Origin of the sequence: Pseudomonas sp. Q11 (assembly GCF_024494355.1) — a bacterium.
In the GTDB taxonomy this organism is placed as follows: domain Bacteria; phylum Pseudomonadota; class Gammaproteobacteria; order Pseudomonadales; family Pseudomonadaceae; genus Aquipseudomonas; species Aquipseudomonas hefeiensis.
Genome location: NZ_JAKNQY010000001.1, coordinates 231,408 through 256,704 on the forward strand (window position 1 = coordinate 231,408; position 25,297 = coordinate 256,704).

Consider the following 25,297-nt stretch of genomic DNA (forward strand, 5'->3'; position numbering starts at 1 on the left):
AGCTGCCTGATGAACCGACCGAGCCACGCATCAACCGGGCAGGATCCGATTCCCACAGATGCCGAGGCTTGGTACACGCTGCCTGCGCAGCAAGTGCTCACGCGGCTGGAGGTCGATGAGCGAACCGGGCTGAACGACACCGAAGTTCAAGCCCGGCTTACGCGCACAGGCTTCAATCGCCTGCCGGAATCGGCCCGGCGACCCGCGTGGCTACGTTTTATGTTGCAGTTCCACAACATCCTGATTTATGTGCTGCTGGGCTCTGCGGTGATCACCGCGTTGCTGCAACACCTGTGGGATACGGTGGTCATCCTGGCGGTGGTGGTGGCTAACGCCATTATTGGCTACGTCCAGGAAGGCAAAGCGGAAAAAGCCATGGACGCGATCCGGCAGATGCTCGCGCCCCGCGCCGCCGTGATTCGTGCCGGTGAACGTTTGAGCATCGCGGGTGAAGCGCTGGTACCCGGCGATATCGTCTTGTTGGAGGCCGGCGATAAAGTCCCCGCGGACCTTCGCTTGCTGCACGCCAACAGGCTGCAGATTCAGGAAGCCATCCTGACCGGTGAATCCGCCGCCGTGGAAAAGCGCGTTGAGCCGGTGCGCATGGGAGCTGCCCTGGGGGATCGTGCCTGCATGGCCTTCAGCGGAACCCTGGTGACCTGTGGGCAGGCCACCGGGGTCGTGGTCGCGACCGCAACTGCCGCAGAGATCGGGCGCATCAGCAATCTGTTGTCGGAAGTCGAGACACTGACCACGCCATTGGTCCAGCAAATGAACGTCTTCGCGCGCTGGCTGACAATATTGATTCTGTTAGTGGGCGCTCTGTTACTGGTTTACGGTCATTTTGTCGGCCATTACGCCTTCAACGAGATCTTCATGGTGGTGGTGGGCATGTCGGTCGCCGCCATACCCGAAGGACTGCCCGCCGTACTGACCATTACCCTGGCGGTCGGGGTTCGCGCGATGGCCCATCGCAACGCCATCGTGCGCCGCTTGCCCGCCATCGAAACCCTGGGCTCGGTTTCGGTCATCTGCACGGACAAGACCGGCACCCTCACCCGCAACGAAATGATGGTCGCGTCGGTGGTCACCTGTGATCTCACGTTCACGGTCGACGGCGCCGGTTATCAACCGTCGGGAAACATGAACCTGGCCGACCAGTTGATCGACACCTCCAACCACCCCACGTTAGCCGAACTGGGACGCGCCGCCTCGCTCTGCAATGACGCGGTGTTGAAGCAACACAAAGCCACATGGAAGGTCGAGGGCGATCCCATGGAAGGCGCACTGCTGGCGTTTTCCGTGAAGGCCGGGATCGATGGCGAAGAAGAGCGACGCACTTGGCCCCGCACCGATGCCATTCCGTTTGACGCCAAACACCGCTTCATGGCGACGCTGCATCACAACCATGAGCGACAAGCCTCAATCTATGTAAAAGGCGCGCCGGAGCAGATCCTGGCCATGTGCGCGCAGCAGCGTGGCAGTAGCGGCGCCACGGAGCCGCTCAATCCTGACTACTGGCACCAACAGGCAAACACCATTGCCAGCAAAGGTCAGCGCGTGCTGGCGTTTGCCAGCCGACCCGTGCCGTCCGAGCACGTCGTGTTGGAATTTGGCGACGTGCAGGGTTCGCTGACGCTGCTTGGCATGACCGGCATGATCGACCCACCTCGCCCTGAAACGATCCAGGCCGTCCAGCAATGCCAGGCCGCCGGCATTGCAGTGAAAATGATCACCGGCGATCACTCCGGCACCGCCGCCGCCATCGGCGCGCAAATCGGCCTGCAAAATCCTGACAAGGTGCTGACGGGCGTCGACCTGGACGCGATGGACGACGGCACGCTCAAAGAGGCGCTCAAAGAGGTAAATATCTTCGCCCGCACCAGCCCCGAACATAAGCTGCGGCTGGTGATGCTGCTGCAGTCGAACGGCATGACCGTGGCCATGACCGGCGACGGGGTCAACGACGCACCAGCGCTCAAACGCGCCGACGCCGGCATCGCCATGGGTGACAAAGGCAGTGAAGCGGCAAAAGAGGCGGCGGACCTGGTACTGGCCGATGACAACTTCGCCTCCATCGTGGCTGCCGTACGTGAAGGCCGGACCGTCTACGACAACATCAAGAAAGTGCTGAGCTGGACGTTGCCCACCAACGCCGGCGAAACCATGACCATCATTGTCGCGCTGCTGTTTGGCTTCACCCTGCCGGTGACACCGATTCAGATCTTGTGGATCAACCTGATTACCGCGATCACGCTGGGTATCGCCCTGGCGTTCGAGCCGACCGAAGAAAACACCATGCGCAGGCCACCACGCTCAAGGCACGAGCCGTTGATAAGCGGTGCGTTGATCTGGCACATGGTGCTGGTTTCGATCCTGTTTCTTTGCGGCGTCTACGGGATTTTTACCTACGCGCTCGACCGGGGCTACCCGGTGGAGTTGGCCCGCACCATCGCTGTCAACACATTGGTAGTGATGGAAATATTCCACCTGTTCTTCATTCGCAATCTTTATGGCACGTCACTGACCTGGAAGGCTGTCAGAGGTACAAAGGTCGTGTGGCTGACCGTCGCGGTGGTAACCTTCGCTCAGTTCGCCATCACCTACGCGCCGCCCCTGCAAAGGGTGTTTGCCACTCAAGCGATTCCCTTTATGGATGGGCTATTGATTATCGCAGTGGGCATCGCGCTCTTTGCGATCATCGAAACTGAAAAACAGATTCGGCTACGGTTAACCGACCCCAAGGGCGCTACGCTCATAGTGGGACAGGACCCGAAGTCACCCTGACGCTGCGGATGGCAAGGTGTTCGACCAGCCGCTGAATGTTACTGAAAGAGGATCCGGAAAAATGCACAAAGTATTGGTTGCTGTCGATGGTTCAGAGCACTCCGAACGTGTCGTGCATTACCTCATTGGACTGATCCAGAACGGCGGACTGCTGGGAGGCAGCGTGGAGGTACATCTGGTGAATGTGCAGTCATTTTTACCTACGCGTATCGCGCAAACCATGAGCAAAGATGAACTCGATCGTTATTACGACGGCAAGAGTGCCGAGGATGCACAAAAGGCAATCGCCCTTCTGAGGCAGCACGGCATCGCGTTCACTTTCCATACGCTACACGGCGACGCAGCCAGCAGAATCGTGGCGTGTTCCAAAACCTTGGGATGCGACAGCATCATCCTGGGTTCGCACGGTAATGGCTTCCTGGAAGGAATTTTCCTGGGGTCTGTCGCGGCCAAAGTGATCCAGCTGTCCAGTATCCCGATTACCTTGGTCAAATAACCAAAAAAGACTTGCAGTTGATGGCGCATCAGGGGGCCTGGAGCATCAGCGTCGCCAGGCGACCATGGTCCATAACACCCAACACATGGGTGTCTGTCATAGCGGCTGATCAAGCCAACCCCTGCTCTTTCAACCGCCGGTACAAAGTACGTTCGCTGATACCCAAGTGCCGGGCCAGCTCACTGCGGGTCCCTTTGAACGCAGACAGGATCTGGGCCAGCGAGTGGTCCTCAGAAACAGCCGGGTTAGCCAGTCGTTGGGCTATCGCAGCGGGGGCCTGGGGTAAATGCACGGAGTGAATGACCCCGTCATCGGCAAACAGGCTAGCTCTTTCCAGCACATTGCGAAGCTCACGGATATTGCCCGGCCAGGAGTATCGCTGCAGTTGCATCAAGGCATCGGCGTCGATGGTCAGCCGGCGCTTGCCCGTACCGGAACGTTGCAATAACGAATTCACCAGCAGCGCGATGTCCTCCACGCGATTGCGCAGAGGCGGTAAATGAATGGGAAATACGCTGATGCGGTAGTACAGGTCTTGCCTGAACTCACCCAGGGCCATCATCTGTTCCAAGGGCTTATGGGTGGCGGCAACCAACCGAAAATCTGCATGCAAGGTTTCCACGCCGCCAACACGGCGATAGGTGCCCGACTCAATCAGCCTGAGCAGTTTCACCTGCATGGCCAAGGGAACGTCGCCGATTTCATCAAGAAACAGCGTACCGCCTTGGGCCGTTTCGACCAGACCCTGCTTGCGCAGGGTGGCACCGGTGAACGCGCCTTTCTCGTGGCCGAACAGTTCGCTCTCGAACAGCGTTTCAGTCAACCCGGAACAGTCCACCACCACAAAGGGCCCGTTGGCCCGCTCGCTGGTTTCATGGACCGCGCGCGCAAACAGCTCCTTCCCCGTACCGGACTCCCCCAACAGCAGCACCGGCAACATGGACGGCGCGACCCGCTGCAGTTCAGACAGTGCACGGTTGAACGCAGGTGAGCTGCCCACCAGGCCCTCGTTGCTGGGCCGCGCCGAGGCGCTGCGTACCAGGGTAAGGCGCTCCACATAAGCGGTGATGTCGCCATGGTCATTGAGGATCGGCCGCAGTTCCACGTCGACATGTTCAGGCCCGCGTGGGGTGTGGTGAATGTGCAGGACCCGATCCGGGCCGCGCATCTCCCTGGCCTTCTTCATCGGGCAGTTCTCCCCCGCCTGATCGCAAGGAACATCGTAATGATGGGAAATCCGATAGCACTTATGACCAATAAACGGTTTATCGGCACTGCCGAACTGGCGCCGATAGGCGGTGTTCGCCGCCAGAATGTTGTAGTCCGGGTCCAGCACGATCATCGGCTGTGGCTCGTGCTCGAGAAACGAAACCAGTGACTGCACCTGATCCGGTGCGGGGATCGAATTGTTCGGGGTCGGCAGGATAGTGCTCATCGAAGTTCCTGTGGATTCATCCGGACGCAGTGACACTGCCACTATGCCAACAAACACTGCCAATGGCAGTTGTTTATTCATGCGCGTGAAAAGCCGGCTTCCAACCTACGAAAATAAACACAGTTAATTCAAAGGGATACTTAGGAATTTTCACTCAATCGGCCCATGGCAAACTTATTGCTATGTCAGTTGAACCTGTCGGCAACAAGATTAAGGAAACCGATCATGACCGCTACACTGAACGTCGAAGGATTTTTTGATCCCGATACTCATACTGTCAGTTATATCGTGCTTGATCAGGCGACCCGCCACTGCGCACTCGTGGACAGCGTACTGGATTACGATCCCAAGTCCGGCCACACCATGACGCGGTCTGCCGACAGGTTGATCGCCAGGGTGGCCGAGCTGGACGCCAAGGTTCAGTGGATTCTTGAAACCCATGTCCACGCCGACCACCTCACGGCAGCGCCATACCTGAAAGAAAAGCTGGGAGGCAAGATCGGCATCGGCAGTCGCATCACCACCGTGCAGCAAGCCTTTGGCACGCTGTTCAATACCGGTGACGACATGGCCCAGGATGGAAGTCAGTTCGATCAACTGTTCGTCAATGAATACACGTTCTCCATCGGCTCGCTGCAATGCCGTGCGATGCATACGCCAGGCCATACACCCGCCTGCATGACGTACGTCGTCAGCGACGCCAGGCAAATGGTGGCATTTGTCGGCGACACCCTGTTCATGCCCGACTACGGTACGGCGCGCTGTGATTTTCCAGGCGGCGATGCCCGCACCCTGTTTCGGTCCATCAACAAGGTGCTGAGCCTGCCGGCCGATACGGTGCTGTACATGTGCCACGACTACCAGCCCGAAGGCCGCGAGGTACTGTTCGCCAGTACCGTTGCCGAGCAGCGCGCCGACAATATCCATGTGCGTAATGGCATCAGTGAAGAAGAGTTCGTGGCCATGCGCACCAAGCGTGACAGCACGTTGGAAATGCCGACGCTGATCCTGCCATCGGTTCAGATCAACATGCGCGCAGGACACTTCCCCGAGCCTGAATCGAATGGCACACGCTATTTGAAGATTCCGCTCAACGTGCTCTGACGTCCCCTCCCCTATAAGAAAATCCCATCACGGAGACCACCATGGACATCCGCCACCTTGCGCCAGGCTTAGCGGTATCAGAGCAGATTTTTTCCCATCAATTGACGGAACTGAAAAACACCGGCTTTCGCGCCATTGTCTGTAATCGCCCGGACGGCGAAGGCGGCGATCAACCCTTGTTTGCCGAAATCAAGCGCGCGGCTGAGGCGATGGGCATTGAAGCTCACTATCTTCCCGCGGAATCGGGCAAGGTCACCGACGAACAAGGCGTTGCCTTCGGCCTGCTATTTGAATCGCTGCCAAAACCGGTGTTGGCGTATTGCCGCTCGGGCATGCGCTCGACAACCCTGTGGGCGCTGTCACAAGCGAGCCTGCTGCCACTGCCGCAGATCGTCGAAACAGCCAAAGATGCCGGGTTTGACATGAAAGGCGTTATCCGCCGGATTGCGAACAAGGGGCAGACCCCGATCGAAGTGGCCGAGGCCGAACATGTCGTGGTCATTATCGGCGGCGGCGCAGCGGGCATTGCGGCGGCATCCAGTTTATTGGCCAGGGAACCGGGGCTCGACATCGCCATCATTGACCCGGCAGATGTGCATTATTACCAGCCAGGCTGGACGTTGGTCGGTTGCGGTGTCTTTGATGCCCCCCGGACCGCCCACACGATGGGCTCGACCATTCCTCGCGGTGTGCACTGGATCAAAGCTGCCGTGGCCGCTTTTGAACCCGAGCGAAATGCGCTCATTCTCGATGGGTGCAGAGTCGTCAAGTATCAACAACTGATCGTATGCCCTGGCCTGAAACTCAACTGGAATGCCATTGAAGGTCTGCCGCAGACATTGGGTCGCAACGGCGTCACATCAAACTATCTGTATCATCTCGCCCCCTATACCTGGGAGTGCGTGCAGCAACTGCGCAGTGGCCGGGCCATTTTCACGCAACCACCCATGCCGATCAAATGTGCCGGGGCGCCGCAAAAAGCCATGTATCTCTCTGCCGACCACTGGCGGCGTGAAGGGGTACTCGGCAACATCAAGATCGATTTCTGCAGTGCCGCAGCGGTGCTGTTCGGCGTGCCCGATTATGTTCCGGCCCTGATGGAGTACATCCGCGCCTACGGCATCGACCTGAACTTCGGCAGCACGCTGACGAGCGTTGACGGCCCCACGCGAACCGCCACCTTCAGTTGCGCCAAGCCCGATGGCACACGCCAGCTTGTCACACGCGACTTCGACCTGCTGCATGTGGTGCCCCCACAGATTGCACCGGACTTTATCCGTGTCAGCCCCCTCGCCGATGCCGCTGGCTGGATTGATGTCGACCCCGACACGCTGCGCCATAAAACCTGGGCGAATATTCACGCACTGGGCGACGCCACCAACTCCAGCAACGCCAAAACCGCCGCGGCCGCTCGCAAGCAGGCGCCCGTGGTCGCCCATAACGTGCTGGCGGCCATGGGTAAAACCAAGGGCAACGCCCACTACGACGGTTACGGCTCCTGCCCGCTGACAGTCGAACGGGGCAAGATCGTCCTGGCGGAGTTCACCTATGGCGGCACCGTCGCCCCCAGTTTCCCGTCCTGGCTGATTGACGGTACCCGGCCATCGAGGCTGGCTTGGCTGCTCAAGGAGCGGATTCTCCCTCCGTTGTATTGGAAGGGCATGCTCAAGGGACATGAGTGGCTGGCTAAACCGGAGTTGGCGGATCTATGAAACCAGACCTCAAGGCAAGGAGAGAGGGATGATCATGGTCTTGTTGCTCGGCCTCACCGTGGGTGTGATTCTGGCGCTGACCGGCGCTGGCGGAGGAATCCTGGCGGTTCCCCTGCTGGTCTTCGGCGCCGGCCTGAGCATGGCCGAAGCCGGACCCATCGGCTTGCTGGCGGTGGGTTTGGCCGCGTCCCTGGGTGCGGTGATGGGCCTTAGAAACGGCACCGTACGCTATAAGGCTGCGTTGCTGACCGCAGGCGCGGGGATCATCTGCTCTCCATTGGGGATCTGGCTGGCTCAGCGCACGCCCAACCGTCCCTTGGCGGTCCTGTTTGCCCTTCTATTGCTGTACGTGGCCTTCCGGGCCTTTCAAAAATCATTGCCCTCGCACGCCGATTCCAAAACCACGTCGATGCTCAAACCCCCGCCCTGTGTACTGGACGAAAAACGCGGCAAGCTCCATTGGACCGCCCCCTGCGCATGGGCGCTTGCGGTCTCCGGCATGGTCGCCGGCGCGCTGTCCGGTTTGCTGGGTGTGGGCGGCGGCTTTGTCATGGTTCCGGCGCTCCAGCGCTACACCAATCTGACCACCCAGTCGGTGCTCGCCACTTCGCTGACGGTCATAGCCCTGATTTCAATTTCCGGTGTGCTGGCGAGCTCGGCAGCGGGTCATTTGCAATGGGCGATTGCCGTGCCCTTTACCCTTGGCGCGCTGTTGGGAATGACCGGCGGGCGCCTGCTCGCCGCCCGGCTGCCAGAGCCGTATCTGCAAAAAGGCTTTGCCATTCTGGCCGCGTTGGTGGCTCTGGCATTGGTTGTAAAGGCCTTTGTTTAATCGCCTGGAGGAGTCTCAACGTGGTTTGTAGCGGAGAAATTTCATGAACATTGACTGGCTCAATTTCACGCCTTGGTCATCCCTTGCCGGCGGTGCGTTGATTGGTGTGGCTGCCAGCCTTTTCGTTGTCGCCAATGGACGTATCGCCGGCATCAGCGGTTTGCTCGGCAGCCTGCTGCAGCGAGGTAGCGAGGGGGTGAGTGAGAAAGCCCTGTTTCTATTGGGACTGCTCGTTGCGCCGCTGGTATGGGGCCTGTTCACCGCGTTGCCGCAGATTGAGTTTCAGAGCGGCTGGCTCGGCCTCACCGCCGCCGGTCTGTTGGTGGGCATCGGCACCCGCTACGGGTCGGGCTGTACCAGCGGCCATGGCGTATGTGGCCTGTCGCGCCTGTCACCGCGTTCGATGATCGCCACGGCATGTTTCATGTTCAGCGGTTTCGCCACGGTCTTTGTCCTGCGTCATGTACTGGGAGGTTGAACATGCTCAAACTGACTGCATTCATGGCCGGTCTGGTGTTCGGCTTCGGTCTGCTCCTGGCGGGCATGGCCAATCCGAGCAAAGTCTTGGCGTTCCTGGATGTGACTGGTACCTGGGACCCCTCCCTGGCGCTGGTCATGCTCGCCGCGATTGCTGTCGCGATCGGCCCGCTGACCTGGGCCCGCCGCAAGGCCCGTTCGGTGCTGGGAAACCCGATGCAATTACCGGTCAAGCGTGAGCTGGACCCTCGCCTGATCGGCGGCAGCCTGCTGTTTGGCATCGGCTGGGGGATAGCCGGTATCTGTCCGGGGCCCGCCGTGGCGATCCTGCTCACCGGGCATTGGCAAATCATCGTATTCATGGCGGCCATGCTGGCTGGCATGTTGTTGTTCACGGCGCTGGAGCGTCAACGTGGCCATTAAGCCAGATACGTTTGAGCCAAACCCGCGTCCTGGAGGTTCTCCTTCCCACGTCGATCCAGGGTTCACCATCAGACCCGAGCCAGGTTAAAGGCGGCCCATCTGCAACGTGGCGCGCAAGCCTCCCTCAGGGCGATTCTCCAACCGGACCTGCCCGCCAAGCCGATTGGCGATGGTCCGCACGATCGTCAAGCCCAACCCGGCGCCCTGGTCGTTCCCGCGACTGTAGAAGCGTTCGAAAAGCCGGTCCCGTTCGGCCTCGTCTATGCCTGGCCCCTGATCCTCGACCGCCAGCTCGTAATGATCTCCCTTCCTGGCCAGCCGCACCGTGATCAAGCCATTGGGGGGAGAAAAGTTGGCCGCATTGGTCATCAGGTTGTTCAAGGCAATATCGATGGACACCGGATCAATCCTCACCGGGCCAATGTCATCACTGACGTCCAGGACCAGCTCCAGTCCCTTGCTGAGCAACCAGGGGGTCATCTGAACCAGACTTTCACGCACTGTGGCGGGCAGATCGATAACGGCGGGCACAGGCACGCCGGCTTGCGGTTCAAGACGTGCCATGGTGAGCAATTGATTGACCAGGCGCGTGGTGCGATCCACCCCGACGATCAGGTGTTGCAGGGACTCACGACGATTCTGCTCATTCCCCGCCTCCATCAGGTTCTGTGCATGAACCCTGAGCACCGCCAGGGGGGTTCGCATTTCATGGGCTGCGTCGGCAATAAAACGCCGTTCACGGCCCATCAACTCCTGAATCTGCGCCAATACCCGATTGAGTGCCGCTTGCATCGGCTCCAGTTCGCTGGGCAGCGGCACCAACTGCAGAGGCTCCAGTGAGCCCGGATGCCGCGCGCGCAACTTGGCGGCCATGTCGACCAGAGGCTTGAGCCCCCAGCCGATGGCCAACCAGATCACGGCGGCAAGAATCAGGCTGCCGATCAGATTGGGCACAACCGTGTGACGGACAATACGATCGACCAGATCGGCCCGCACATCGTCACGCTCTCCTACCCAGATCTTCAGGCCATATTGCGCGTCGTCCAATACGAACGCCCGCCATGTCTGGTCCTTTTGGTCTATCACGTCGCTAAAGCCTGGAGCAGTCGGCGGTGCGCTGAACGTCGGTGCGCTAGAGGTGTGAACCAGCAACGCACCGTTTGAATCCCAGACCTGGAAGGCAATTTTGCTTTCATAGGGATGACCATCGACTTTGGGAACCGCCGACGCCAATGCCGAATTGAAAGCCTGATACAACTGCGCATGTTCCTGGGTGGCCATGGGCATGCGCATCACACCCTGCAACAGCCGGGCGTTCTGGGCCAATTGAGCATCGTAGACTTCAGCGATTTCGTGGTTGCTGTCATGCAGATTGAACACAGTGATGATCAGCAGGCCAACGAACAAAAGCCCCAGGATCAGCGTGAGGGTGCGACGCCGGATCGAAGTCATCGGCGCTCCTCCACCAGATACCCGACGCCACGAATGGTACGGATCAAGTCGGTGGAAAATTTCTTGCGCAGGTGGTGAATATGCACTTCCAGGGTGTTGCTCTCGGCCTCCTCGTTCCAGCCGTAAAGCAATTGCATCAGGTGATCGCGCGTCATGACCCGGCCCGGCGGCGACAACAACTCATGGAGCAACTGGTACTCCTTGGGCGTCAACGCCACCGGGTTGCCCTGATAGCTGACCTGCTGGGTGCCCGGATTGAGGCTGATGCCGGCGTGCTCGATCAGCGCCTGGGCGCGACCGGCGCTGCGGCGCAACAAGGCCCGCAACCGGGCCTTGAGCTCCGCCAGATCGAAGGGTTTGATCAGGTAGTCGTCGGCCCCGGCATCAAGCCCGGCGATGCGATCTTCGGTAGCATCTCGGGCGGTGAGGATCAGCACCGGCAGGTTGGAACCGCTGTCACGCAAGCGACGCAACACCTGCAGGCCGTCCATCCGTGGCAGGCCCAGGTCAAGCACAGCCAGGTCAAAGGTTTCACTGAGCAGTGCGTGCAAGGCGCTGCTCCCGTCCTTCAACCAGTCAACGGTATAGCCTTCGCGGCTCAGGGCCTGATGGATGCCCTCGCCCAGGGCCACGTCATCCTCGATCAGTAATAAGCGCACGCACACTCCCCTCAGCCAAGTTTTTTGTTCACATCCACCAGCAGCGCTTCGATCTCTTTACGGCGTCCGGCATCGGCGGTTTCCCGGCCCGGCCGTGGCGCTGCCTGCAGGGCCTTTTGCAGGGCAATCCGGGCCTCAGCGTAGCGCTTCTGACGGTAGAGGTGATCGCCCCAGAAGTACAGACTGTCAATGCCGCTCGGGTTCAGTTGCAACGCCTGCTGGAGTAATTGCTCGGCCTTGTCCGAGTCGCCAAACCCCAGGGGCCAGCCGGGAACCCGGTCATAGAGTGCGCCGAGACTGGTGTAGGCCGAGCCTTGCAAGGCTTTTGGATCCAGAGCCAGGGCCTGTTCCAGGTCGGCCTTGGCGTCCTTGACCTTGCCCAGCGCACCGAGCCCGCCTGCGGCCCCTGCCCAACTGCTTTTGACAATGCCCGACCAGATCCAGGCCTCGGCCACTGATTGGCGTTGCTGTTTGAACGCCGAAGCCTGGGCAGCGAGTTTTTCAAAGGCATCGGCACGCTGCCCCTCTGGCAGGTCATATTGGATATGCGCCCAGCTTTGCTGGATACCCGTGAGACGCTGCTGGTCGGCGTCATCCAAGGCCCAGGCACTTTGAGCCAGGGCGCCGAACAGCAAACAGATCAGAATTTTTTTCATGGTTTGAGGTGCTCGTTCTCGGGTTTATCGCTTAGACGGCGAACCAGTGGCAGTTGCTTGCGCAGGCCACGATCCACCAGGTTGGGCAGCAGGCTGTTGAGGCCGACGAAAAAACGTTCGGGCCAGCCCAGATACAGCTCGCGGCGGTCGCCGGTAATGGCGTGTATGACCGCCGACGCCACCGCGTGCGGGTCATCGACGTTGGCCTTGAGCGCCTGGTTGAGTGCTTGGGCGGCCGGGCTGTTCATCGACGTACGCGTGGCCCGGGGCGCCACATAGAGCACGCCGACACGGGTGTCCGCCAACTCCCGGCGCAGTGCTTCGGAGAACCCGCGCAGGGCGAACTTGCTGGCGCAGTAACTGGCGTAGCCTGGGTAGCCGATCGAGCCGTAGGTCGACCCGACATTCACCACCATGGCGCTGTCGGCCTGTTTGAGCAGTGGCAGCAACAGTTTGCTCAGACAGATCGGCGCGCTGATGTTCAGCGCCAGCATGGCATCGATCTCACTGTCATCGAGTTGTTCGAGCATGGCAAAGTGGTTAACACCGGCGGCATTGATCAGCAGGTTGATGCCGCCCAGGGCCTCGGCTGAGACCAGCACCTTGCGCCGATCACCTGGCACAGTCAGGTCTGCGCCAACCAGTACAACTGCTGCGGGTAGCGCTCGATCAATGGTTCCAGCGCTTCGCGATGCCTGGCCACGGCCAGCACCCGAGCGCCACTGGCGCATAGGGCTTGGGCGATGGCCAGGCCAATTCCGCCACTGGCACCGGTCAAGACGATCCGGGCGTCACACAGGCGCATGTTGTTGCCCCTCGTCACGGGGCAGGCCCCGGAACATCTCGGTGTAGAGCGTGTACACCACTTTGGATGCGTGGATCACCGCCGCCTGGTCGGCAGGGTCGTCCAGCTTGTTCATCAGGCTGCGATAGGTCTGCATGTGCTCGATATCCAGCGAGCCGTGGGAACTGAGGTAGCTGAAAGCGGTGGGCGGCAGTTCCAGCTGTTCACGAATGGCGTCGGCGGCATGGGTCGCCAGCGCGATACTGGTGCCCTCGAGCACATTGACCATGCCGAACAGCCCCACCGGGTTGCCCCGGGCGATCAGGTCATACAGGTAACTGACCATCAGCTCGATAGGCAGCGACGGCTGACCATTGCGTACCGCATCCTTGTCGCCCCCACACACGGCGATGTCATCCAGCACCCATTGCTCGTGACCGTATTCCTCGTCGATGTACTCGCACACGGCCTTGCGCAGCCATTCCAGGTGCGCTGGCAGGCGTGCACCGCAAGCCATCATCAACGGCACGGTGTGGCGCACATGGTAGTAGGCCTGGATCAGAAACTCCCGATAACTGGCCAGGCTGACCTGGCCATCGAGAGCGTCACGGATGACCGGCAGGTTAAACAGCGTCTGGCGTTGCTGATGGGTGGCTTCTTGCAAAGTGTCGAAAAAACTCATGACGGATATTCCTCAGACAGAACGGATTCGGTGAACAACCCGCGGTAATGCTCGACAATCGCTTCGCGGCGCGGGCGGCCGTTGGCGGTGAGCATGCCGTTGGCTGCGGTGAAGGGGTGCGCCAGTCGCGTCCAGTGATGGACCCGAGCGTAATCGGGCAGCGTCTCGTTGGCCTTGCTCACCGCCAGCTCCAACGCTTGATCAGAGCAGTCAGCGCAGGTGGGCCACAGCAATGCATGGTTGTGCGGCAACGCTTCGCCATAAACGAAGGCCTGGGCGATGGTGCCGCCCTGGGTGAGTTCGGCTTCGACCCATTCGGGATTCACGTTGCGACCGAAGCTGGTGACGAATTGGTGCTTCTTGCGGCCGCGCAGGTACAGGAACCCGTCAGCGTCGAATTCCCCCAAGTCGCCGCTGGGCCACCATTCGCTGGTAGGCAGGGGCTCCCCCAGATATCCGAGCAAGGTCGAGCCCTTGATCATGACTTCGCCGTCTTCGGCCAGACGAACCTGCACATGGGGCAACGGCTGACCGACACTGCCGGCGCGGTTGGCCTCCGGTCGGTTGAGACACACCACCGACGCGCATTCCGACAGCCCGTAGCCTTCAAATACCGGCACGCCAGCACGCTGGGCTCGCTGCAAAAGATCATGGGATACCCGCGCACCGCCCACCGCGGCGAACCGCAAAGCGTGCGGGTAGAACGCTTTCTGCTCGGCGGCCGTGACCAGCATCAGCAATAGTTGAGGAACCAGAATCAGACTCTGCGCCCGGCGCTCGGTCAGGCACGCCAACAGGCGCGCCGGGTCGGCGCCACTGGCGCCCTGAATGCCGAGGGTCTTCGGGCCAGGCAGGCTGAGCATCGCACCGGCATACAGCGCCGCGTAGCAACCGAGGTTCTCCAGAAGGACCGCCAGGGGCAGCAGCGCCAGATGATGCCTTGCGTTGACCGGCCGGCTGGCCTGCTCCAGCTCACGGGCGACCCGCAGCAGACTGTCGGCACTCAGGCAGACACCTTTTGGCGTGCCGGTGGTGCCAGAGGTAAACGTCAGCTTGGCGGTGCCCGCTGGCAAGCGGCTCGGTCCGGCGAAATCTTTCTGCCAGAACTCGCCGCTGTAGCGGTAACCGGCGGCCTGGAGTTCGGCTGCCAGTTCCGGCTCGGCAATCACCCGCTGAGCCTGGCTCTGCTCAAGACAATGCAAGCGTTGAGCCGGACTGAAAAAACCCGGCAGGATCACGCAGCTCAAACCTTCAAACAAAGCAGCCAGGTCCCAAAGCATGGCTTCGACACCGTTATCCAGCGCCAGGGCAACAACCTTTATCTGTTCATCGCGCAGGCGTTGCTGGCGGTACACCACTTCGGAATAAAGCGTGGCGTAGTCCAGCCGTAAGTTATCGCCCCACAGCGCCACGGCGTAACCCTTGCGTTGGGCATGCTCACGCAGGGTGAGTTTGAAGCGCTCCACTTCAGGCAACATGGCACGCCTCCCCATAGGTCTGTGAAAAACCCAGGCGGTCGAACAGACCGGCATCGCGCAGATGAACGAAGCCGGCGCGGATGTTGCCGACATGAACCCATGGCTGACTCTCGTAGTAACGGCCCCAAAGGTGACGGTCTTCCCCCAGGCGCTGCGGATCAGCCGGGCATAGCGTCACAGGCTTGAGGCCAAGGCGATGGAAACTGTTGACCAGGCCGCTATTGCCGGTGAACGCCACCCATTCCAGCCCGCCCATCGCCAACAGATAGGTGATCGCGATAATGCTCAGGCGAGCGCTGCCGGTGTCGCTGGCGGCCAGATTGCCGACTTCGACGATCCCGGCGCGTTCCACTGCGCAGTCTGCGTCGGCCTTGATCAAAGGCTCGATGGGATCGTCCAGGTAACGTTCGAGAAACAGCGCCCCCTGCGCGGCCAGACGCACCCCAGCCACGGCGCAAAGCCTGCCCCCGGCATCATCGAGCCCGAACAGTTCAGGCATGAAGTGACGAATCTCGGCGCCGTGGGCCTGGCGAAAACGCTGGTGGATGAAGGCTTCGAACTCATCCCGACGGGGCTCTCCCGGCAGAGCCCGATGCAAGTGGCGAACCGGCTGACCGGCAGTGCCGAACGCCAGCGGTAGATGGATGTTCCAGTCAGAATCGGGCATGGGTCAACGTTCTCCCTTGGGTATTGGGAGAAAGTATCTAGGCCGTTTCTTAACGAAGTCTGAAGGTGGTTAAAGATCGACTGCCGGATTGGCGTGACGAGGCAATCCAATGGAAATCAAAGCGGCGAGCAGCACGAATGCGCTGGATATCCATAAGCACGCCTGCAGCCCGTACACTTGATAAACCCAGCCAGAAAGCACCGTTCCGATCAGCCGCCCCATGGCGTTGGACATGTAGTAAAAACCCACGTCCAGCGACACGCCGTCTTCCTTGGCGTAAGACACGATCAAGTAGCTGTGCAACGAAGAGTTCACCGCGAACAGCGCACCAAAGACCATGAGCCCACCCAGCAGCACCGTCTGGGGTGCCAACCCGCTGTCGAGCCCTAGCGCAATGGCCGCGGGCAGGCCTGCCAATGCTATTGCCCACAGAAACGCCGCACGACCATCCGGCACGTGCCCACGTTTCTTGCCAGTAATGTTGGGCGCCAAAGACTGCACGATGCCGTAGCCGATCACCCAGGCCGCGAGGAAACCGCCGACCTTCCAGAAGTCCCAGCCGAAAACGCTGCTCAGGTAAACCGGCAGGGCCACCACGAACCAGACGTCGCGGGCACCGAACAGGAACATGCGTGCCGCCGACAGAATGTTGATCGCCCGGCTCTTGGACAGGATGTCACGGAACCTGGGTTTGGCTTTCGCTTTACCCAGATCCTTTTTCAACAGGATCAGGCTGGCGATCCAGATCAACCCCAGTGCGCCGGCCATCGCCAGCAGCGCACCTTTGAAACCGATGAGGGCCAGCAAGGCGCCCCCCAGGAAGAAACCAACGCCCTTGAGGGCATTCTTGGAGCCGGTGAGAATCGCCACCCATTTGTACAGTTGCCCCTGTTGACCATCGGGAACCAGCAGCTTGATCGAGCTTTTCGCGCTCATCTTGTTCAGGTCTTTGGCGATCCCGGACAGCGCCTGAGCGCCCATCACCCAAGGGATGGTCAACCAGGCCAAGGGAACTGTGAGCATCAACAGCGCCACGACCTGCATCCCCAGGCCGATATTCATGGTTCGGTTCAGACCTAGCCGGGCACCGAGGTAGCCGCCCACCAGGTTGGTGATCACGCCAAAGATTTCGTAGAACAAAAACAACGCGGCGATTTGCAGCGGGCTGTAGCCCAAGGCATGAAAATGCAGCACCACCAACATCCGCAAGGCGCCATCGGTGAGGGTGAAGGCCCAGTAATTGCCGGTGACGAGCAGGTACTGCCGCACTGGCGGAGCGAGGGCTGACAACGCTTTCATGACCGCTCCTCAGACTGCCCCACCGACCATCCGGGCCAGCTCCACGGTACGGTTGGCATAGCCCCATTCATTGTCGTACCAGGCGTAGAGTTTGACCTGGGTGTCATTGATGACCATGGTCGACAGCGCATCAATGATCGACGAGCGCGGGTCGGTTCGGTAATCGATGGACACCAATGGGCGCTCCTCAAAACCGAGGATGTCTTTGAGTTCGTTCTCGGAAGCGTCCTTGAGGAACTGATTCACCTCTTCGACGGTAGTGGCTCGCTCGACTTCGAAGACGCAATCGGTCAGCGAAGCGTTGGCCAGTGGCACGCGCACGGCGTGACCATTCAGGCGCCCGCGCAGCTCCGGGAAAATTTCCGCGATGGCCGTGGCCGAGCCGGTGCTGGTGGGAATCAGGCTCATGCCCGAAGCCCGCGCACGGCGCAGGTCCTTGTGGGGTTGATCGAGGATGCTCTGGGTGTTGGTCAAGTCGTGAATGGTCGTGATCGAACCGTGGCGAATGCCGAGCTTCTCGTGAATGACTTTCACCACCGGCGCCAGGCAGTTGGTGGTGCACGAAGCGGCGGTGACGATAGGATGCTCAGCCGGTTTGAACAGCTGATGATTGACGCCCATGACGACGTTCAATGCGCCCTTCTCCTTCACCGGAGCGCTGACCACCACACGCTTCACGCCCTGGTCGAGATAGCCCTGAAGCACGGCTACCGTCTTCATTTTTCCGCTGGCTTCGATTACCAGATCACAGCCCGACCAATCTGTATCGGCAATTGCTTTATTGGCCGTGACCTTGATCCGCTTGCCGTCGATGACGATGTTGTCGCCCTCGGAGCCAGCGTCTGCATTCCAGCGACCATGCACCGAATCGAAGTTCAACAGATGCGCATGGGTCGCGGCGTCACCCGCCGGGTCGTTGATCTGCACGAATTCGAACTCTGGCCAGCGCCAGGCGGCCCGCAATGCCAGGCGACCGATGCGTCCAAAACCGTTGATGCCCACTTTGATCGTCATGTTGTTGTGCTCTGTGGCTGGTGTCTGTGGAGTTCGATTGCCGGTCGAACCAGGCGATGGGCTTGACTCAGATGGAGCGCTGATTGACCCGTTTCATCAATTCCTGCGCCGACTCCTTGCGCTCGGAATAGCGGTCGACCAGATAGTCCTGGCGGTCGCGAAGCAACAGCGTGAACTTCACCAATTCCTCCATCACATCCACCACGCGGTCATAGAACGGCGAAGGCTTCATCCGTCCGTTGTCGTCAAACTCCATATAGGCCTTCGGCACGGAGGATTGGTTGGGAATGGTGAACATGCGCATCCAGCGTCCCAGCACCCGCAGTTGATTGACCACATTGAACGACTGCGAGCCACCGCACACTTGCATGACAGCGAGGGTTTTGCCCTGGGTCGGGCGTACCGCGCCCATGGCCAGCGGCACCCAATCAATCTGCGCCTTGAACACCGCGCTCATGGACCCGTGGCGTTCCGGCGAGCACCAGACCTGGCCTTCGGACCACTGCATCAGCTCACGCAGTTCCTGAACCTGGGGATGATCGACCGGCGCGTCATCCGGCAGCGGCAGACCTGACGGATTGAAAATCCGCGCTTCGGCGCCAAAGTGCTCCAACAGCCGGGCGGCCTCCTCTACCAACAGACGACTGAAGGAGCGCTCTCGGGTCGATCCATACAACAGCACAATGCGTGGTTTGTGACTGGAAGTCGTTTCGATACCGAGTTTGTCGGTCGATGGAAGATCAGCCAGTTCGATTTCGAGCTGGGGAATAGAGTCATCAAACATAGTCTTTGTCCTGTGTAACGATATTCTGGAAATCATCGAACCCGTGTCGTTCAAGTGGTTACAGCGTGCCGATCAGGGCTAGCTCGGCCTTGAGCTGTTCAGCATTCATTTGGGGCAGCGGCAATGCCAGGAAGGCTTCAAGGCGCGTTTTGATCTGCTCCAGCGTGGCTTCAAATGCAGCCTCGATCTCAGCGTGCGTTCCGTGGTACTCCGAGGGATCAGCCAGGCCCCAGTGGCCTTTTACCGCTGGGCCGAAAAATACTGGGCAGGCTTCGCCCGCTGCTTTATCGCACACCGTAATGACAAAGTCGGGGGCCAGTTTTTCATGGGCATCACAGGCCTTGCTGAACAGGCCATCGGTGCAAATACCTGCTTGTTCCAGTGTCCTCAGACTGAGCGGATGCACCTCGCCCTTGGGCTGGCTGCCGGCGCTGTAGGCCTTCATCCCTTCAGGCGCCAAATGGTTGAAGACCGCTTCACAGAGAATGCTGCGGCAGCTATTGGCGGTGCAGAGAAACAGGATTTTCATCAGACGATCTCGTAGTCGAGGGCAAAGTCAGGCGGTCTTGCTTTCACAACAAGCAATTGCCCGGTCAGGACGGCCAGCCATTTCATCCAGGCGCTTGGCATCAGGGCTTAACCAGTGCTTGTTGGTTTCGAGTACCACGGTCAGCACCTGAAGCACCCAGTCAGGAAGATTAGGGTGCAGGCGGTAGTAAACCCATTGACCTTGCCGACGGTCCGACAGCAAACCGCAGGTGCGCAACTGCGCCAAGTGCCTGGAGACTTTGGGCTGACTCTCGTTCAACGCACAGGTCAGCTCGCAGACGCACAGCTCCCCCTCTCGGGTGATCAGCAGCATCATGCGTACACGGTTGTCGTCAGCCAGGCATTTGAAAACAGTGGTCGGGGTCAGATGGTCAGCCATTTCAGTTCTCAGTGTTTGGTTTTCACCAGGGCAAACATCTTGAGGCAGTCATGAAGCCTCATCAAAATATACGGAAAACCGAATATATGACCATCCGAATATAAGGTAAAGCCTCCACTGTTTATTTTTCCCTGCCAAGCGGCGTCTACACTCAGACCGAGATAGAATCCTCTAGGGGGATAATCTCTAAACAAGATCGCACCGAGTTTAGAAATATCTGGTTTTTCCTATATACGATTCTGCATCCACAACCTGCGCGCGCTGACGCACAGAGAAGAGGTTTGACTATGAGCACCCGCCAGCCCATCGGCTTTTTCGAACGCTACCTGTCCGTTTGGGTCGCCCTTTGTATCGCCGCTGGCATTGGTCTGGGCAGTCTGTTCCCACGGCTGTTCCAGACCATGGCCGATTATGAATACGGTTCGGTCAATTTCATTGTCGCGGTCCTGATCTGGCTGATGGTCTATCCGATGATGGTGTCGGTAGACTTCTCCAGCCTCAAGCGCATTCACGAACGGCCCAAGGGGCTGATCATCACTTTGGTGGTCAACTGGTTGATCAAACCGTTCACCATGGCCGGGCTGGGGGTGTTGTTCTTTCACTATTTCTTTATCGACCTGATCGATCCCCGCGATGCAGGCCAGTACATCGCCGGTCTGATCCTGCTCGGTGCCGCGCCGTGTACCGCCATGGTGTTCGTCTGGTCGCAGCTGACACGTGGCGACGCCACCTACACCCTGGCGCAGGTGGCGCTGAATGACGTGATCATGATCTTCGCCTTCGCGCCGCTGGTCGCACTGTTGCTTGGCGTGACCGATATTGAGGTGCCTTGGGCAACCCTGATCCTCTCGGTCGGGCTGTATGTGTTGATCCCGCTGATTGCCGGGGTACTCACCCGGCTGAAGCTCAGCGCGTCGGTGCAAAACGCCGGCGAGGCCGAGTATGCGGTCACGCGCTTCAACGCTCGGGTAAAACCCCTGTCGATACTCGGCCTGCTGGGCACCGTGGTGCTGCTCTTCGGATTCCAGGGGCAGATCATTCTGGATAAACCGTTGCTGATTGGTTTGATTGCCGTGCCCTTGCTGATCCAGTCCTACGGCATTTTCGCCATTGCTTACGCGGCAGCGCGGCTATGGAAAGTCCCCTTTAACGTGGCGGCGCCCTGCGCCCTGATCGGCACCTCGAATTTCTTCGAGCTGGCGGTGGCGGTGGCGATTGGTTTGTTCGGCCTTAACTCCGGGGCGGCCCTGGTCACCGTGGTCGGGGTGCTGGTAGAAGTACCGGTGATGCTGTCACTGGTGGCCTTTGCCAACCGGACCCAGGGCTGGTTCCCGAATGAAGCGTAGAAATGACGCCAACCGCCTCATCAGCCGCTGTTTCAGAAGAACATCCTCTTGTTTAAGAGGGTATTGATCGACGCTTTACATGTGCACGCTTGCGCACATATAGTCCCTGCATGACATCACCGATAACCCGAACCCAAGCCATCGAGGCCGCCATCGAATCACTTGATGGCGCCTTCTTCAAAGCCCTGTGCGAACCAGCGCGAGTCGCGGTGCTGAAGCGCGTCATGCAGTTGACCCGAGCGGATGTCACCGAAATTGCGGCTCAGTTGCCGCAAGAACGCTCGGTAGTCTCCCGTCACCTCCAGGTATTGCTTGATGCCGGCATCGTTCGTGCCTCGAAGGTTGGCCGGCAGGTGTTCTACGAGGTGGATGGCCCAGCCATTATCCAGCGCCTGGAAGACATCCTGCGCCACACCAAAAGCATCACCGCCTTATGCTGCCCTGATAGATCGAACTGATTTTATTTATCCAAATCCGTGTATAGGTGCGCACATATGAACAAAATAGAGCAGCTAGTCGATGTCGTTGTCATTGGCGCTGGCCAGGCAGGACTGGCCACCGGTTGGCACTTGAAACGCCAGGGGCTGAGTTTCCTTATCCTCGACGAGCAACTGCAACCGGGCGGAAACTGGCGTAACTACTATGACAGCCTCGAACTGTTCTCGCCTGCTGCCTACTCCTCTCTACCGGGAATGCCATTTCCCGCAGCTCCAGGTCACTACTCTACTCGCGATGAAGTGGTGCGCTACCTCGAGGAATATGCCGAATTCTTCCAGCTACCGATCCGCCAAGGGGTTCGAGCCACGCGAGTAGATCAGGTCAATGAAGGGTTCAGAATAACCGCGACCAACGGACAACACTTTCTGGCAAGAGCACTGGTCGTGGCATCCGGCGCCTTCAGCCGTCCCTACACACCTGATATTCAGGGACTTGAGAGCTTCAACGGCACTCAGCTTCACAGTGCTGAATATCGACATGCGGAGCCCTTCAGGGCAAAACGCATCGTCGTGGTCGGCGCTGCGAACTCCGCGGTGCAGATCGCTTACGATTTGGCCAACGTGGCCAGCGTTACGCTGGCCACACGCGAAGCCATTCGGTTCGCGCCCCAACGGATATTGGGGGCAGATTTTCATACCTGGTTGAAATGGACAGGTCTGGGAAAAACCCGCTGGCTGAACGACCAAAGCACACCAGTACTGGATGACGGCACTTACCGTAAGGCGTTGAAAGCCGGGTATTTCAATCAGGCCGCCATGTTCACCCAGGTCACCTCAACCGGCATTATCTGGAGCGACGGGCAGTACGAAGCCGTTGATACCCTGGTGTTTGCCACAGGATTTCGTCCGAACCTGCCGTTTCTTGAAGGCCTGCCGGTGCTGGACGAAAAAGGCCATGTGGCGCAGCGCAACGGACGCGCCATGCATATTCCCGGCTTGTACTTCGTAGGCCTTCCCAAGCAACGCAATTTTGCCTCTGCAACCTTAAGAGGCGTCGGGCCAGATGCCGGGCACCTGCTGCCACACTTGCTTGACCATCTTCGCAACCCGGATGCCGCTCGCGCACTCTTGGCGCAAAACTGAACCTCTTGCGCCGCGGCTCTATATCCTGGGGGAAATTGGACTCCCCCTGCCGATTGTGCATGAGCGACGCTGGCGGGTATGATCACGGCTTCGATTTACGATCCATCGAAGGAAATACCTTGCCCTGCTCCAACTGGCTGCCTACGCCGCCTTAGCGCTACGCCTCCTCGCAACACCTTGCTTCCGCCGGTTTCGCTCGCGGATGTGCACTGCTGCATGCCCGGTCCTACACCTTAAGCACACAGCAAAATAATCCATACAACTTGAATTCGTATCGACGTGCTCACCCTTCAACGGGTGTGCGTGCGGTGCATTGCCCTGGATATCCTGATGCTGCAATCACTCAAACAAACATGGTTTTCCAACGTCCGTGCAGACGTGCTGGCAGGTCTGGTGGTCGCCTTGGCGCTGGTCCCGGAAGCCATTGCCTTCTCTATCATTGCTGGCGTCGACCCCAAGGTCGGTCTGTATGCCTCCTTTTGTATCTGCGCCGTCATTGCCTTCGTGGGTGGCCGTCCGGGCATGATCTCGGCGGCGACCGGCGCCATGGCGCTGCTGATGGTCACCCTGGTTAAAGAACACGGTCTTCAATACCTGCTGGCGGCCACCCTGCTCTGCGGGGTACTGCAAATCCTCGCGGGTTATCTGAAGCTCGGCTCACTGATGCGCTTTGTTTCGCGTTCGGTCGTTACCGGTTTTGTGAATGCGCTGGCGATCCTGATTTTCATGGCGCAATTGCCTGAACTCACCAACGTCACCTGGCACGTCTACGCGATGACCGCTGCGGGCCTGGGAATTATCTACCTGTTTCCGTATGTACCGAAAATCGGCAAGCTGATCCCCTCGCCGCTGGTGTGCATCCTGACCCTGACCGCCATTGCCATCTACCTGGGGCTGGATATCCGCACCGTGGGGGATATGGGTCAACTGCCGGACACATTGCCGGTTTTCCTGTGGCCTGAAGTGCCACTGAACTTCGAAACCCTGCGCATCATCTTTCCGTACTCGGCTGCCCTTGCCGTCGTGGGCCTGCTCGAGTCGATGATGACCGCCACCATCGTGGATGACTTGACCGATACCAGCAGCAACAAAAACCGCGAATGCAAGGGACAAGGTGTTGCCAACATCGCCGCCGGGATGTTGGGTGGCATGGCGGGCTGCGCCATGATTGGCCAGTCGATCATCAACGTGAAGTCCGGTGGCCGTACCCGCCTGTCCACCTTGTGTGCGGGTATTTTCCTGTTACTGATGGTGGTGTTCCTGGGGGAATCGCTTTCCAGAATCCCAATGGCGGCACTGGTTGCGGTGATGATCATGGTGTCCATCGGCACCTTCAGCTGGGACTCCCTGCGCAATCTCAAAGAACATCCCCTGTCGACCAACATCGTCATGGTCGCGACTGTCGTGGTGGTCGTGGCAACGCATAACCTGGCCTACGGGGTACTGGTGGGCGTGTTGCTGGCATCACTGTTTTTTGCCAACAAAGTCGGACATTACCTGGACATCAGAAGCAGTCTTGAAGAGCAAGACTCGCACCGCACCTACCGGGTTGTGGGTCAGGTGTTCTTCAGCTCTGCGGACAAATTCACCGATGTCTTCGACTTCAAGGAAGCACTCAGGAAAGTCACCATCGACCTGACCCAGGCGCATTTCTGGGACATTACTGCCGTTGCAGCGCTGGACAAGGTGGTTATCAAGTTCCGTCGTGAAGGCGCCGAGGTCGAGGTGCTGGGTTTGAATGAAGCCAGCGCCACCATCGTTGACCGCTTTGGCGTGCATGACAAACCTGACGCCATCGACAAACTCATGAGCCACTAAGGAGATCGACAATGACCCACGTAATGGCATGCATTGATAACTCACAATCCTCTGTGGCGGTCTGCGATTACGCAGTTTGGGCCTCGCAACGACTCGATGCGCCTCTCACCTTGCTGCACGTGCTGGATGAAGAGAAGTACCCGGCAGGCGCAGACCTGAGTGGAAGTATTGGCCTGGGCAGCCGAGAACACCTGCTGGAGGAACTGGCTACGCTGGATGCCCGGCGCGCCAGGCTGGCCCTGGAACAGGGACAGGACATGCTTGAAAAGGCCAGGGAGCGAACGGTCATTGGCGGGGCCGCCATTCCTGAGCTGAAACAGCGTCACGGACATTTGGTCGAAAGTCTGAACGATCTTCAGGACGACATTCGGCTGTTGGTCATCGGCAAAGTGGGTGAAGACAGCACGCGCAACGCACACAGCCTGGGCAGCCAAATCGAGGCGGTAGTACGGACCCTTCACCGGCCCATCCTGATCACCGCCAGTGGCTATAAAGAACCTGGAAAAGTGATGTTTGCCTTTGACGGCAGCCCCACAGCCTACAAAACCGTGCAAATGCTCGCAGCCAGCCCACTTTGCGAAGGTTTACCGCTGCACCTTGTCATGGTTGGCGCGGAATCTGAAAGCAATCGAGAGGCGCTGGAGAAAGCACGCAACATGCTGCTTTCTTCAGGTTTCGTCGTCCAGGCGCAGATCCGCCAAGGCGAGGTGGAGACGGCCCTGCACGCTTATCAGGCGGAGCACGGCATTGATCTGCTGGTCATGGGTGCCTACGGACACTCACGCATCAGGCAATTTCTGGTAGGCAGCACAACCACGACAATGCTTCGAACAGCTACCGTGCCTGTCCTGTTGCTCCGCTGATCTCACGCTATAAACCACAGC

Annotated in this window: 24 protein-coding genes and 1 pseudogene; 12 read left to right on the top strand and 13 right to left on the bottom strand. The window is 59.4% G+C overall.

Annotated elements, in window-relative coordinates; genetic code table 11:
- The first annotated feature begins 9 nt into the window (after positions 1–9).
- Positions 10–2,787: a cation-transporting P-type ATPase gene (locus MA884_RS01000; protein ID WP_256228529.1), complete on the top strand. Its 2,778-nt coding sequence runs from the start codon at positions 10–12 to the stop codon at positions 2,785–2,787.
- 61 nt (positions 2,788–2,848) lie between these two features.
- Positions 2,849–3,283, top strand: coding sequence for a universal stress protein (locus MA884_RS01005; protein ID WP_256228530.1), 435 nt, complete (start codon positions 2,849–2,851; stop codon positions 3,281–3,283).
- Between the two features lie 109 nt (positions 3,284–3,392).
- On the opposite strand, the gene MA884_RS01010 is transcribed toward MA884_RS01005, so the two are convergent.
- The gene (locus tag MA884_RS01010; RefSeq protein WP_256228531.1) at positions 3,393–4,718 is read right to left on the bottom strand and encodes a sigma-54-dependent Fis family transcriptional regulator; all 1,326 of its coding nucleotides are present in this window, start codon (positions 4,716–4,718) and stop codon (positions 3,393–3,395) included.
- Positions 4,719–4,943: 225 nt separating this feature from the next.
- Here MA884_RS01010 and MA884_RS01015 point away from each other — a divergent pair, with 225 nt between their 5' ends.
- Genes MA884_RS01015 through MA884_RS01035 form a run of 5 tightly spaced genes read left to right on the top strand, consistent with a single transcriptional unit; the run spans position 4,944 to position 9,266 of the window.
- The gene (locus tag MA884_RS01015; protein WP_256228532.1) at positions 4,944–5,822 is read left to right on the top strand and encodes an MBL fold metallo-hydrolase; all 879 of its coding nucleotides are present in this window, start codon (positions 4,944–4,946) and stop codon (positions 5,820–5,822) included.
- Positions 5,823–5,863: 41 nt separating this feature from the next.
- Entirely contained in the window at positions 5,864–7,534 is a 1,671-nt protein-coding gene (locus tag MA884_RS01020) for a bifunctional protein tyrosine phosphatase family protein/NAD(P)/FAD-dependent oxidoreductase (RefSeq protein WP_256228534.1), read from the top strand.
- A gap of 28 nt (positions 7,535–7,562) precedes the next feature.
- Positions 7,563–8,366 (top strand): sulfite exporter TauE/SafE family protein, encoded by an 804-nt coding sequence (locus MA884_RS01025; RefSeq protein ID WP_256228535.1) that lies wholly within the window; start codon positions 7,563–7,565, stop codon positions 8,364–8,366.
- A gap of 43 nt (positions 8,367–8,409) precedes the next feature.
- Positions 8,410–8,844: a YeeE/YedE family protein gene (locus tag MA884_RS01030; RefSeq protein WP_256228537.1), complete on the top strand. Its 435-nt coding sequence runs from the start codon at positions 8,410–8,412 to the stop codon at positions 8,842–8,844.
- 2 nt (positions 8,845–8,846) lie between these two features.
- Entirely contained in the window at positions 8,847–9,266 is a 420-nt protein-coding gene (locus MA884_RS01035) for a DUF6691 family protein (protein ID WP_256228538.1), read from the top strand.
- Positions 9,267–9,350: 84 nt separating this feature from the next.
- On the opposite strand, the gene MA884_RS01040 is transcribed toward MA884_RS01035, so the two are convergent.
- The 12 genes and pseudogenes from MA884_RS01040 to MA884_RS01095 form a co-directional block, all read right to left on the bottom strand.
- Positions 9,351–10,718, bottom strand: a complete 1,368-nt coding sequence (locus tag MA884_RS01040) for an ATP-binding protein (protein ID WP_256228539.1) — start codon at positions 10,716–10,718, stop codon at positions 9,351–9,353.
- A complete protein-coding gene (locus MA884_RS01045) occupies positions 10,715–11,377 on the bottom strand; it encodes a response regulator (RefSeq protein ID WP_047225655.1) in 663 nt (220 codons plus the stop codon). Before MA884_RS01045 ends, MA884_RS01040 begins: the two co-directional genes overlap by 4 nt.
- Before the next feature lie 11 nt (positions 11,378–11,388).
- Complete coding sequence (locus MA884_RS01050; RefSeq protein WP_256228540.1) at positions 11,389–12,033, bottom strand: tetratricopeptide repeat protein; 645 nt, start codon at positions 12,031–12,033, stop codon at positions 11,389–11,391.
- Positions 12,030–12,838 (bottom strand): annotated as a pseudogene (locus tag MA884_RS01055) (SDR family oxidoreductase). Before MA884_RS01055 ends, MA884_RS01050 begins: the two are co-directional and overlap by 4 nt.
- Positions 12,825–13,499: a TenA family transcriptional regulator gene (locus tag MA884_RS01060; RefSeq protein ID WP_256228541.1), complete on the bottom strand. Its 675-nt coding sequence runs from the start codon at positions 13,497–13,499 to the stop codon at positions 12,825–12,827. The pseudogene MA884_RS01055 and the gene MA884_RS01060 overlap by 14 nt, the downstream one beginning before the upstream one ends.
- Entirely contained in the window at positions 13,496–14,977 is a 1,482-nt protein-coding gene (locus tag MA884_RS01065) for an AMP-binding protein (protein ID WP_256228542.1), read from the bottom strand. Before MA884_RS01065 ends, MA884_RS01060 begins: the two co-directional genes overlap by 4 nt.
- Positions 14,967–15,644 carry a thermostable hemolysin gene (locus MA884_RS01070; RefSeq protein ID WP_256228543.1) on the bottom strand — a complete coding sequence of 226 codons (678 nt, stop codon included), beginning with the start codon at positions 15,642–15,644 and terminating at the stop codon, positions 14,967–14,969. The genes MA884_RS01065 and MA884_RS01070 overlap by 11 nt, the downstream gene beginning before the upstream one ends.
- 69 nt (positions 15,645–15,713) lie before the next feature.
- Positions 15,714–16,943: an organoarsenical effux MFS transporter ArsJ gene (gene arsJ / locus MA884_RS01075; protein WP_256228545.1), complete on the bottom strand. Its 1,230-nt coding sequence runs from the start codon at positions 16,941–16,943 to the stop codon at positions 15,714–15,716.
- Between the two features lie 9 nt (positions 16,944–16,952).
- A complete protein-coding gene (locus tag MA884_RS01080; RefSeq protein ID WP_256228546.1) occupies positions 16,953–17,957 on the bottom strand; it encodes an ArsJ-associated glyceraldehyde-3-phosphate dehydrogenase in 1,005 nt (334 codons plus the stop codon).
- 67 nt (positions 17,958–18,024) lie between these two features.
- On the bottom strand, positions 18,025–18,741 hold the full coding sequence (gene arsH, locus MA884_RS01085) for an arsenical resistance protein ArsH (protein ID WP_256228547.1): 717 nt from the start codon (positions 18,739–18,741) through the stop codon (positions 18,025–18,027).
- A 58-nt stretch (positions 18,742–18,799) separates the two neighbouring features.
- Complete coding sequence (locus MA884_RS01090; protein ID WP_256228548.1) at positions 18,800–19,270, bottom strand: arsenate reductase ArsC; 471 nt, start codon at positions 19,268–19,270, stop codon at positions 18,800–18,802.
- Between the two features lie 27 nt (positions 19,271–19,297).
- On the bottom strand, positions 19,298–19,669 hold the full coding sequence (locus MA884_RS01095) for a metalloregulator ArsR/SmtB family transcription factor (RefSeq protein ID WP_256228549.1): 372 nt from the start codon (positions 19,667–19,669) through the stop codon (positions 19,298–19,300).
- A 287-nt stretch (positions 19,670–19,956) separates the two neighbouring features.
- On the opposite strand from MA884_RS01095, the gene arsB reads away from it, so the two are divergent.
- The 5 genes from arsB (at position 19,957) to MA884_RS01120 (ending at position 25,276) form a co-directional block, all read left to right on the top strand.
- Positions 19,957–21,015: an ACR3 family arsenite efflux transporter gene (gene arsB / locus MA884_RS01100; RefSeq protein ID WP_256228550.1), complete on the top strand. Its 1,059-nt coding sequence runs from the start codon at positions 19,957–19,959 to the stop codon at positions 21,013–21,015.
- A 110-nt stretch (positions 21,016–21,125) separates the two neighbouring features.
- Positions 21,126–21,473 (top strand): helix-turn-helix transcriptional regulator, encoded by a 348-nt coding sequence (locus MA884_RS01105; RefSeq protein WP_256228551.1) that lies wholly within the window; start codon positions 21,126–21,128, stop codon positions 21,471–21,473.
- A 36-nt stretch (positions 21,474–21,509) separates the two neighbouring features.
- A complete protein-coding gene (locus MA884_RS01110; protein WP_256228552.1) occupies positions 21,510–22,595 on the top strand; it encodes an NAD(P)/FAD-dependent oxidoreductase in 1,086 nt (361 codons plus the stop codon).
- A gap of 330 nt (positions 22,596–22,925) precedes the next feature.
- Positions 22,926–24,413, top strand: coding sequence for a SulP family inorganic anion transporter (locus MA884_RS01115; RefSeq protein WP_256228553.1), 1,488 nt, complete (start codon positions 22,926–22,928; stop codon positions 24,411–24,413).
- Positions 24,414–24,424: 11 nt separating this feature from the next.
- Positions 24,425–25,276 (top strand): universal stress protein, encoded by an 852-nt coding sequence (locus MA884_RS01120; protein ID WP_256228554.1) that lies wholly within the window; start codon positions 24,425–24,427, stop codon positions 25,274–25,276.
- The last annotated feature ends 21 nt before the right edge of the window (positions 25,277–25,297 follow it).

Excerpts from the sequence above, each read along its gene's own strand:
- MA884_RS01010 (WP_256228531.1), bottom strand. The coding sequence starts at position 4,718 with ATGAGCACTATCCTGCCGACCCCGAACAATTCGATCCCCGCACCGGAT.
- MA884_RS01015 (WP_256228532.1), top strand. The coding sequence starts at position 4,944 with ATGACCGCTACACTGAACGTCGAAGGATTTTTTGATCCCGATACTCAT.
- MA884_RS01000 (WP_256228529.1), top strand. The coding sequence starts at position 10 with ATGAACCGACCGAGCCACGCATCAACCGGGCAGGATCCGATTCCCACA.
- MA884_RS01070 (WP_256228543.1), bottom strand. The coding sequence starts at position 15,644 with ATGCCCGATTCTGACTGGAACATCCATCTACCGCTGGCGTTCGGCACT.
- arsB (WP_256228550.1), top strand. The coding sequence starts at position 19,957 with ATGAGCACCCGCCAGCCCATCGGCTTTTTCGAACGCTACCTGTCCGTT.
- MA884_RS01105 (WP_256228551.1), top strand. The coding sequence starts at position 21,126 with ATGACATCACCGATAACCCGAACCCAAGCCATCGAGGCCGCCATCGAA.
- MA884_RS01095 (WP_256228549.1), bottom strand. The coding sequence starts at position 19,669 with ATGGCTGACCATCTGACCCCGACCACTGTTTTCAAATGCCTGGCTGAC.
- MA884_RS01040 (WP_256228539.1), bottom strand. The coding sequence starts at position 10,718 with ATGACTTCGATCCGGCGTCGCACCCTCACGCTGATCCTGGGGCTTTTG.
- arsH (WP_256228547.1), bottom strand. The coding sequence starts at position 18,741 with ATGTTTGATGACTCTATTCCCCAGCTCGAAATCGAACTGGCTGATCTT.
- MA884_RS01090 (WP_256228548.1), bottom strand. The coding sequence starts at position 19,270 with ATGAAAATCCTGTTTCTCTGCACCGCCAATAGCTGCCGCAGCATTCTC.
- MA884_RS01120 (WP_256228554.1), top strand. The coding sequence starts at position 24,425 with ATGACCCACGTAATGGCATGCATTGATAACTCACAATCCTCTGTGGCG.
- MA884_RS01065 (WP_256228542.1), bottom strand. The coding sequence starts at position 14,977 with ATGTTGCCTGAAGTGGAGCGCTTCAAACTCACCCTGCGTGAGCATGCC.
- MA884_RS01020 (WP_256228534.1), top strand. The coding sequence starts at position 5,864 with ATGGACATCCGCCACCTTGCGCCAGGCTTAGCGGTATCAGAGCAGATT.
- MA884_RS01115 (WP_256228553.1), top strand. The coding sequence starts at position 22,926 with ATGCTGCAATCACTCAAACAAACATGGTTTTCCAACGTCCGTGCAGAC.
- MA884_RS01110 (WP_256228552.1), top strand. The coding sequence starts at position 21,510 with ATGAACAAAATAGAGCAGCTAGTCGATGTCGTTGTCATTGGCGCTGGC.
- MA884_RS01080 (WP_256228546.1), bottom strand. The coding sequence starts at position 17,957 with ATGACGATCAAAGTGGGCATCAACGGTTTTGGACGCATCGGTCGCCTG.
- MA884_RS01035 (WP_256228538.1), top strand. The coding sequence starts at position 8,847 with ATGCTCAAACTGACTGCATTCATGGCCGGTCTGGTGTTCGGCTTCGGT.
- MA884_RS01030 (WP_256228537.1), top strand. The coding sequence starts at position 8,410 with ATGAACATTGACTGGCTCAATTTCACGCCTTGGTCATCCCTTGCCGGC.
- MA884_RS01050 (WP_256228540.1), bottom strand. The coding sequence starts at position 12,033 with ATGAAAAAAATTCTGATCTGTTTGCTGTTCGGCGCCCTGGCTCAAAGT.
- MA884_RS01060 (WP_256228541.1), bottom strand. The coding sequence starts at position 13,499 with ATGAGTTTTTTCGACACTTTGCAAGAAGCCACCCATCAGCAACGCCAG.
- MA884_RS01025 (WP_256228535.1), top strand. The coding sequence starts at position 7,563 with ATGATCATGGTCTTGTTGCTCGGCCTCACCGTGGGTGTGATTCTGGCG.
- MA884_RS01005 (WP_256228530.1), top strand. The coding sequence starts at position 2,849 with ATGCACAAAGTATTGGTTGCTGTCGATGGTTCAGAGCACTCCGAACGT.
- arsJ (WP_256228545.1), bottom strand. The coding sequence starts at position 16,943 with ATGAAAGCGTTGTCAGCCCTCGCTCCGCCAGTGCGGCAGTACCTGCTC.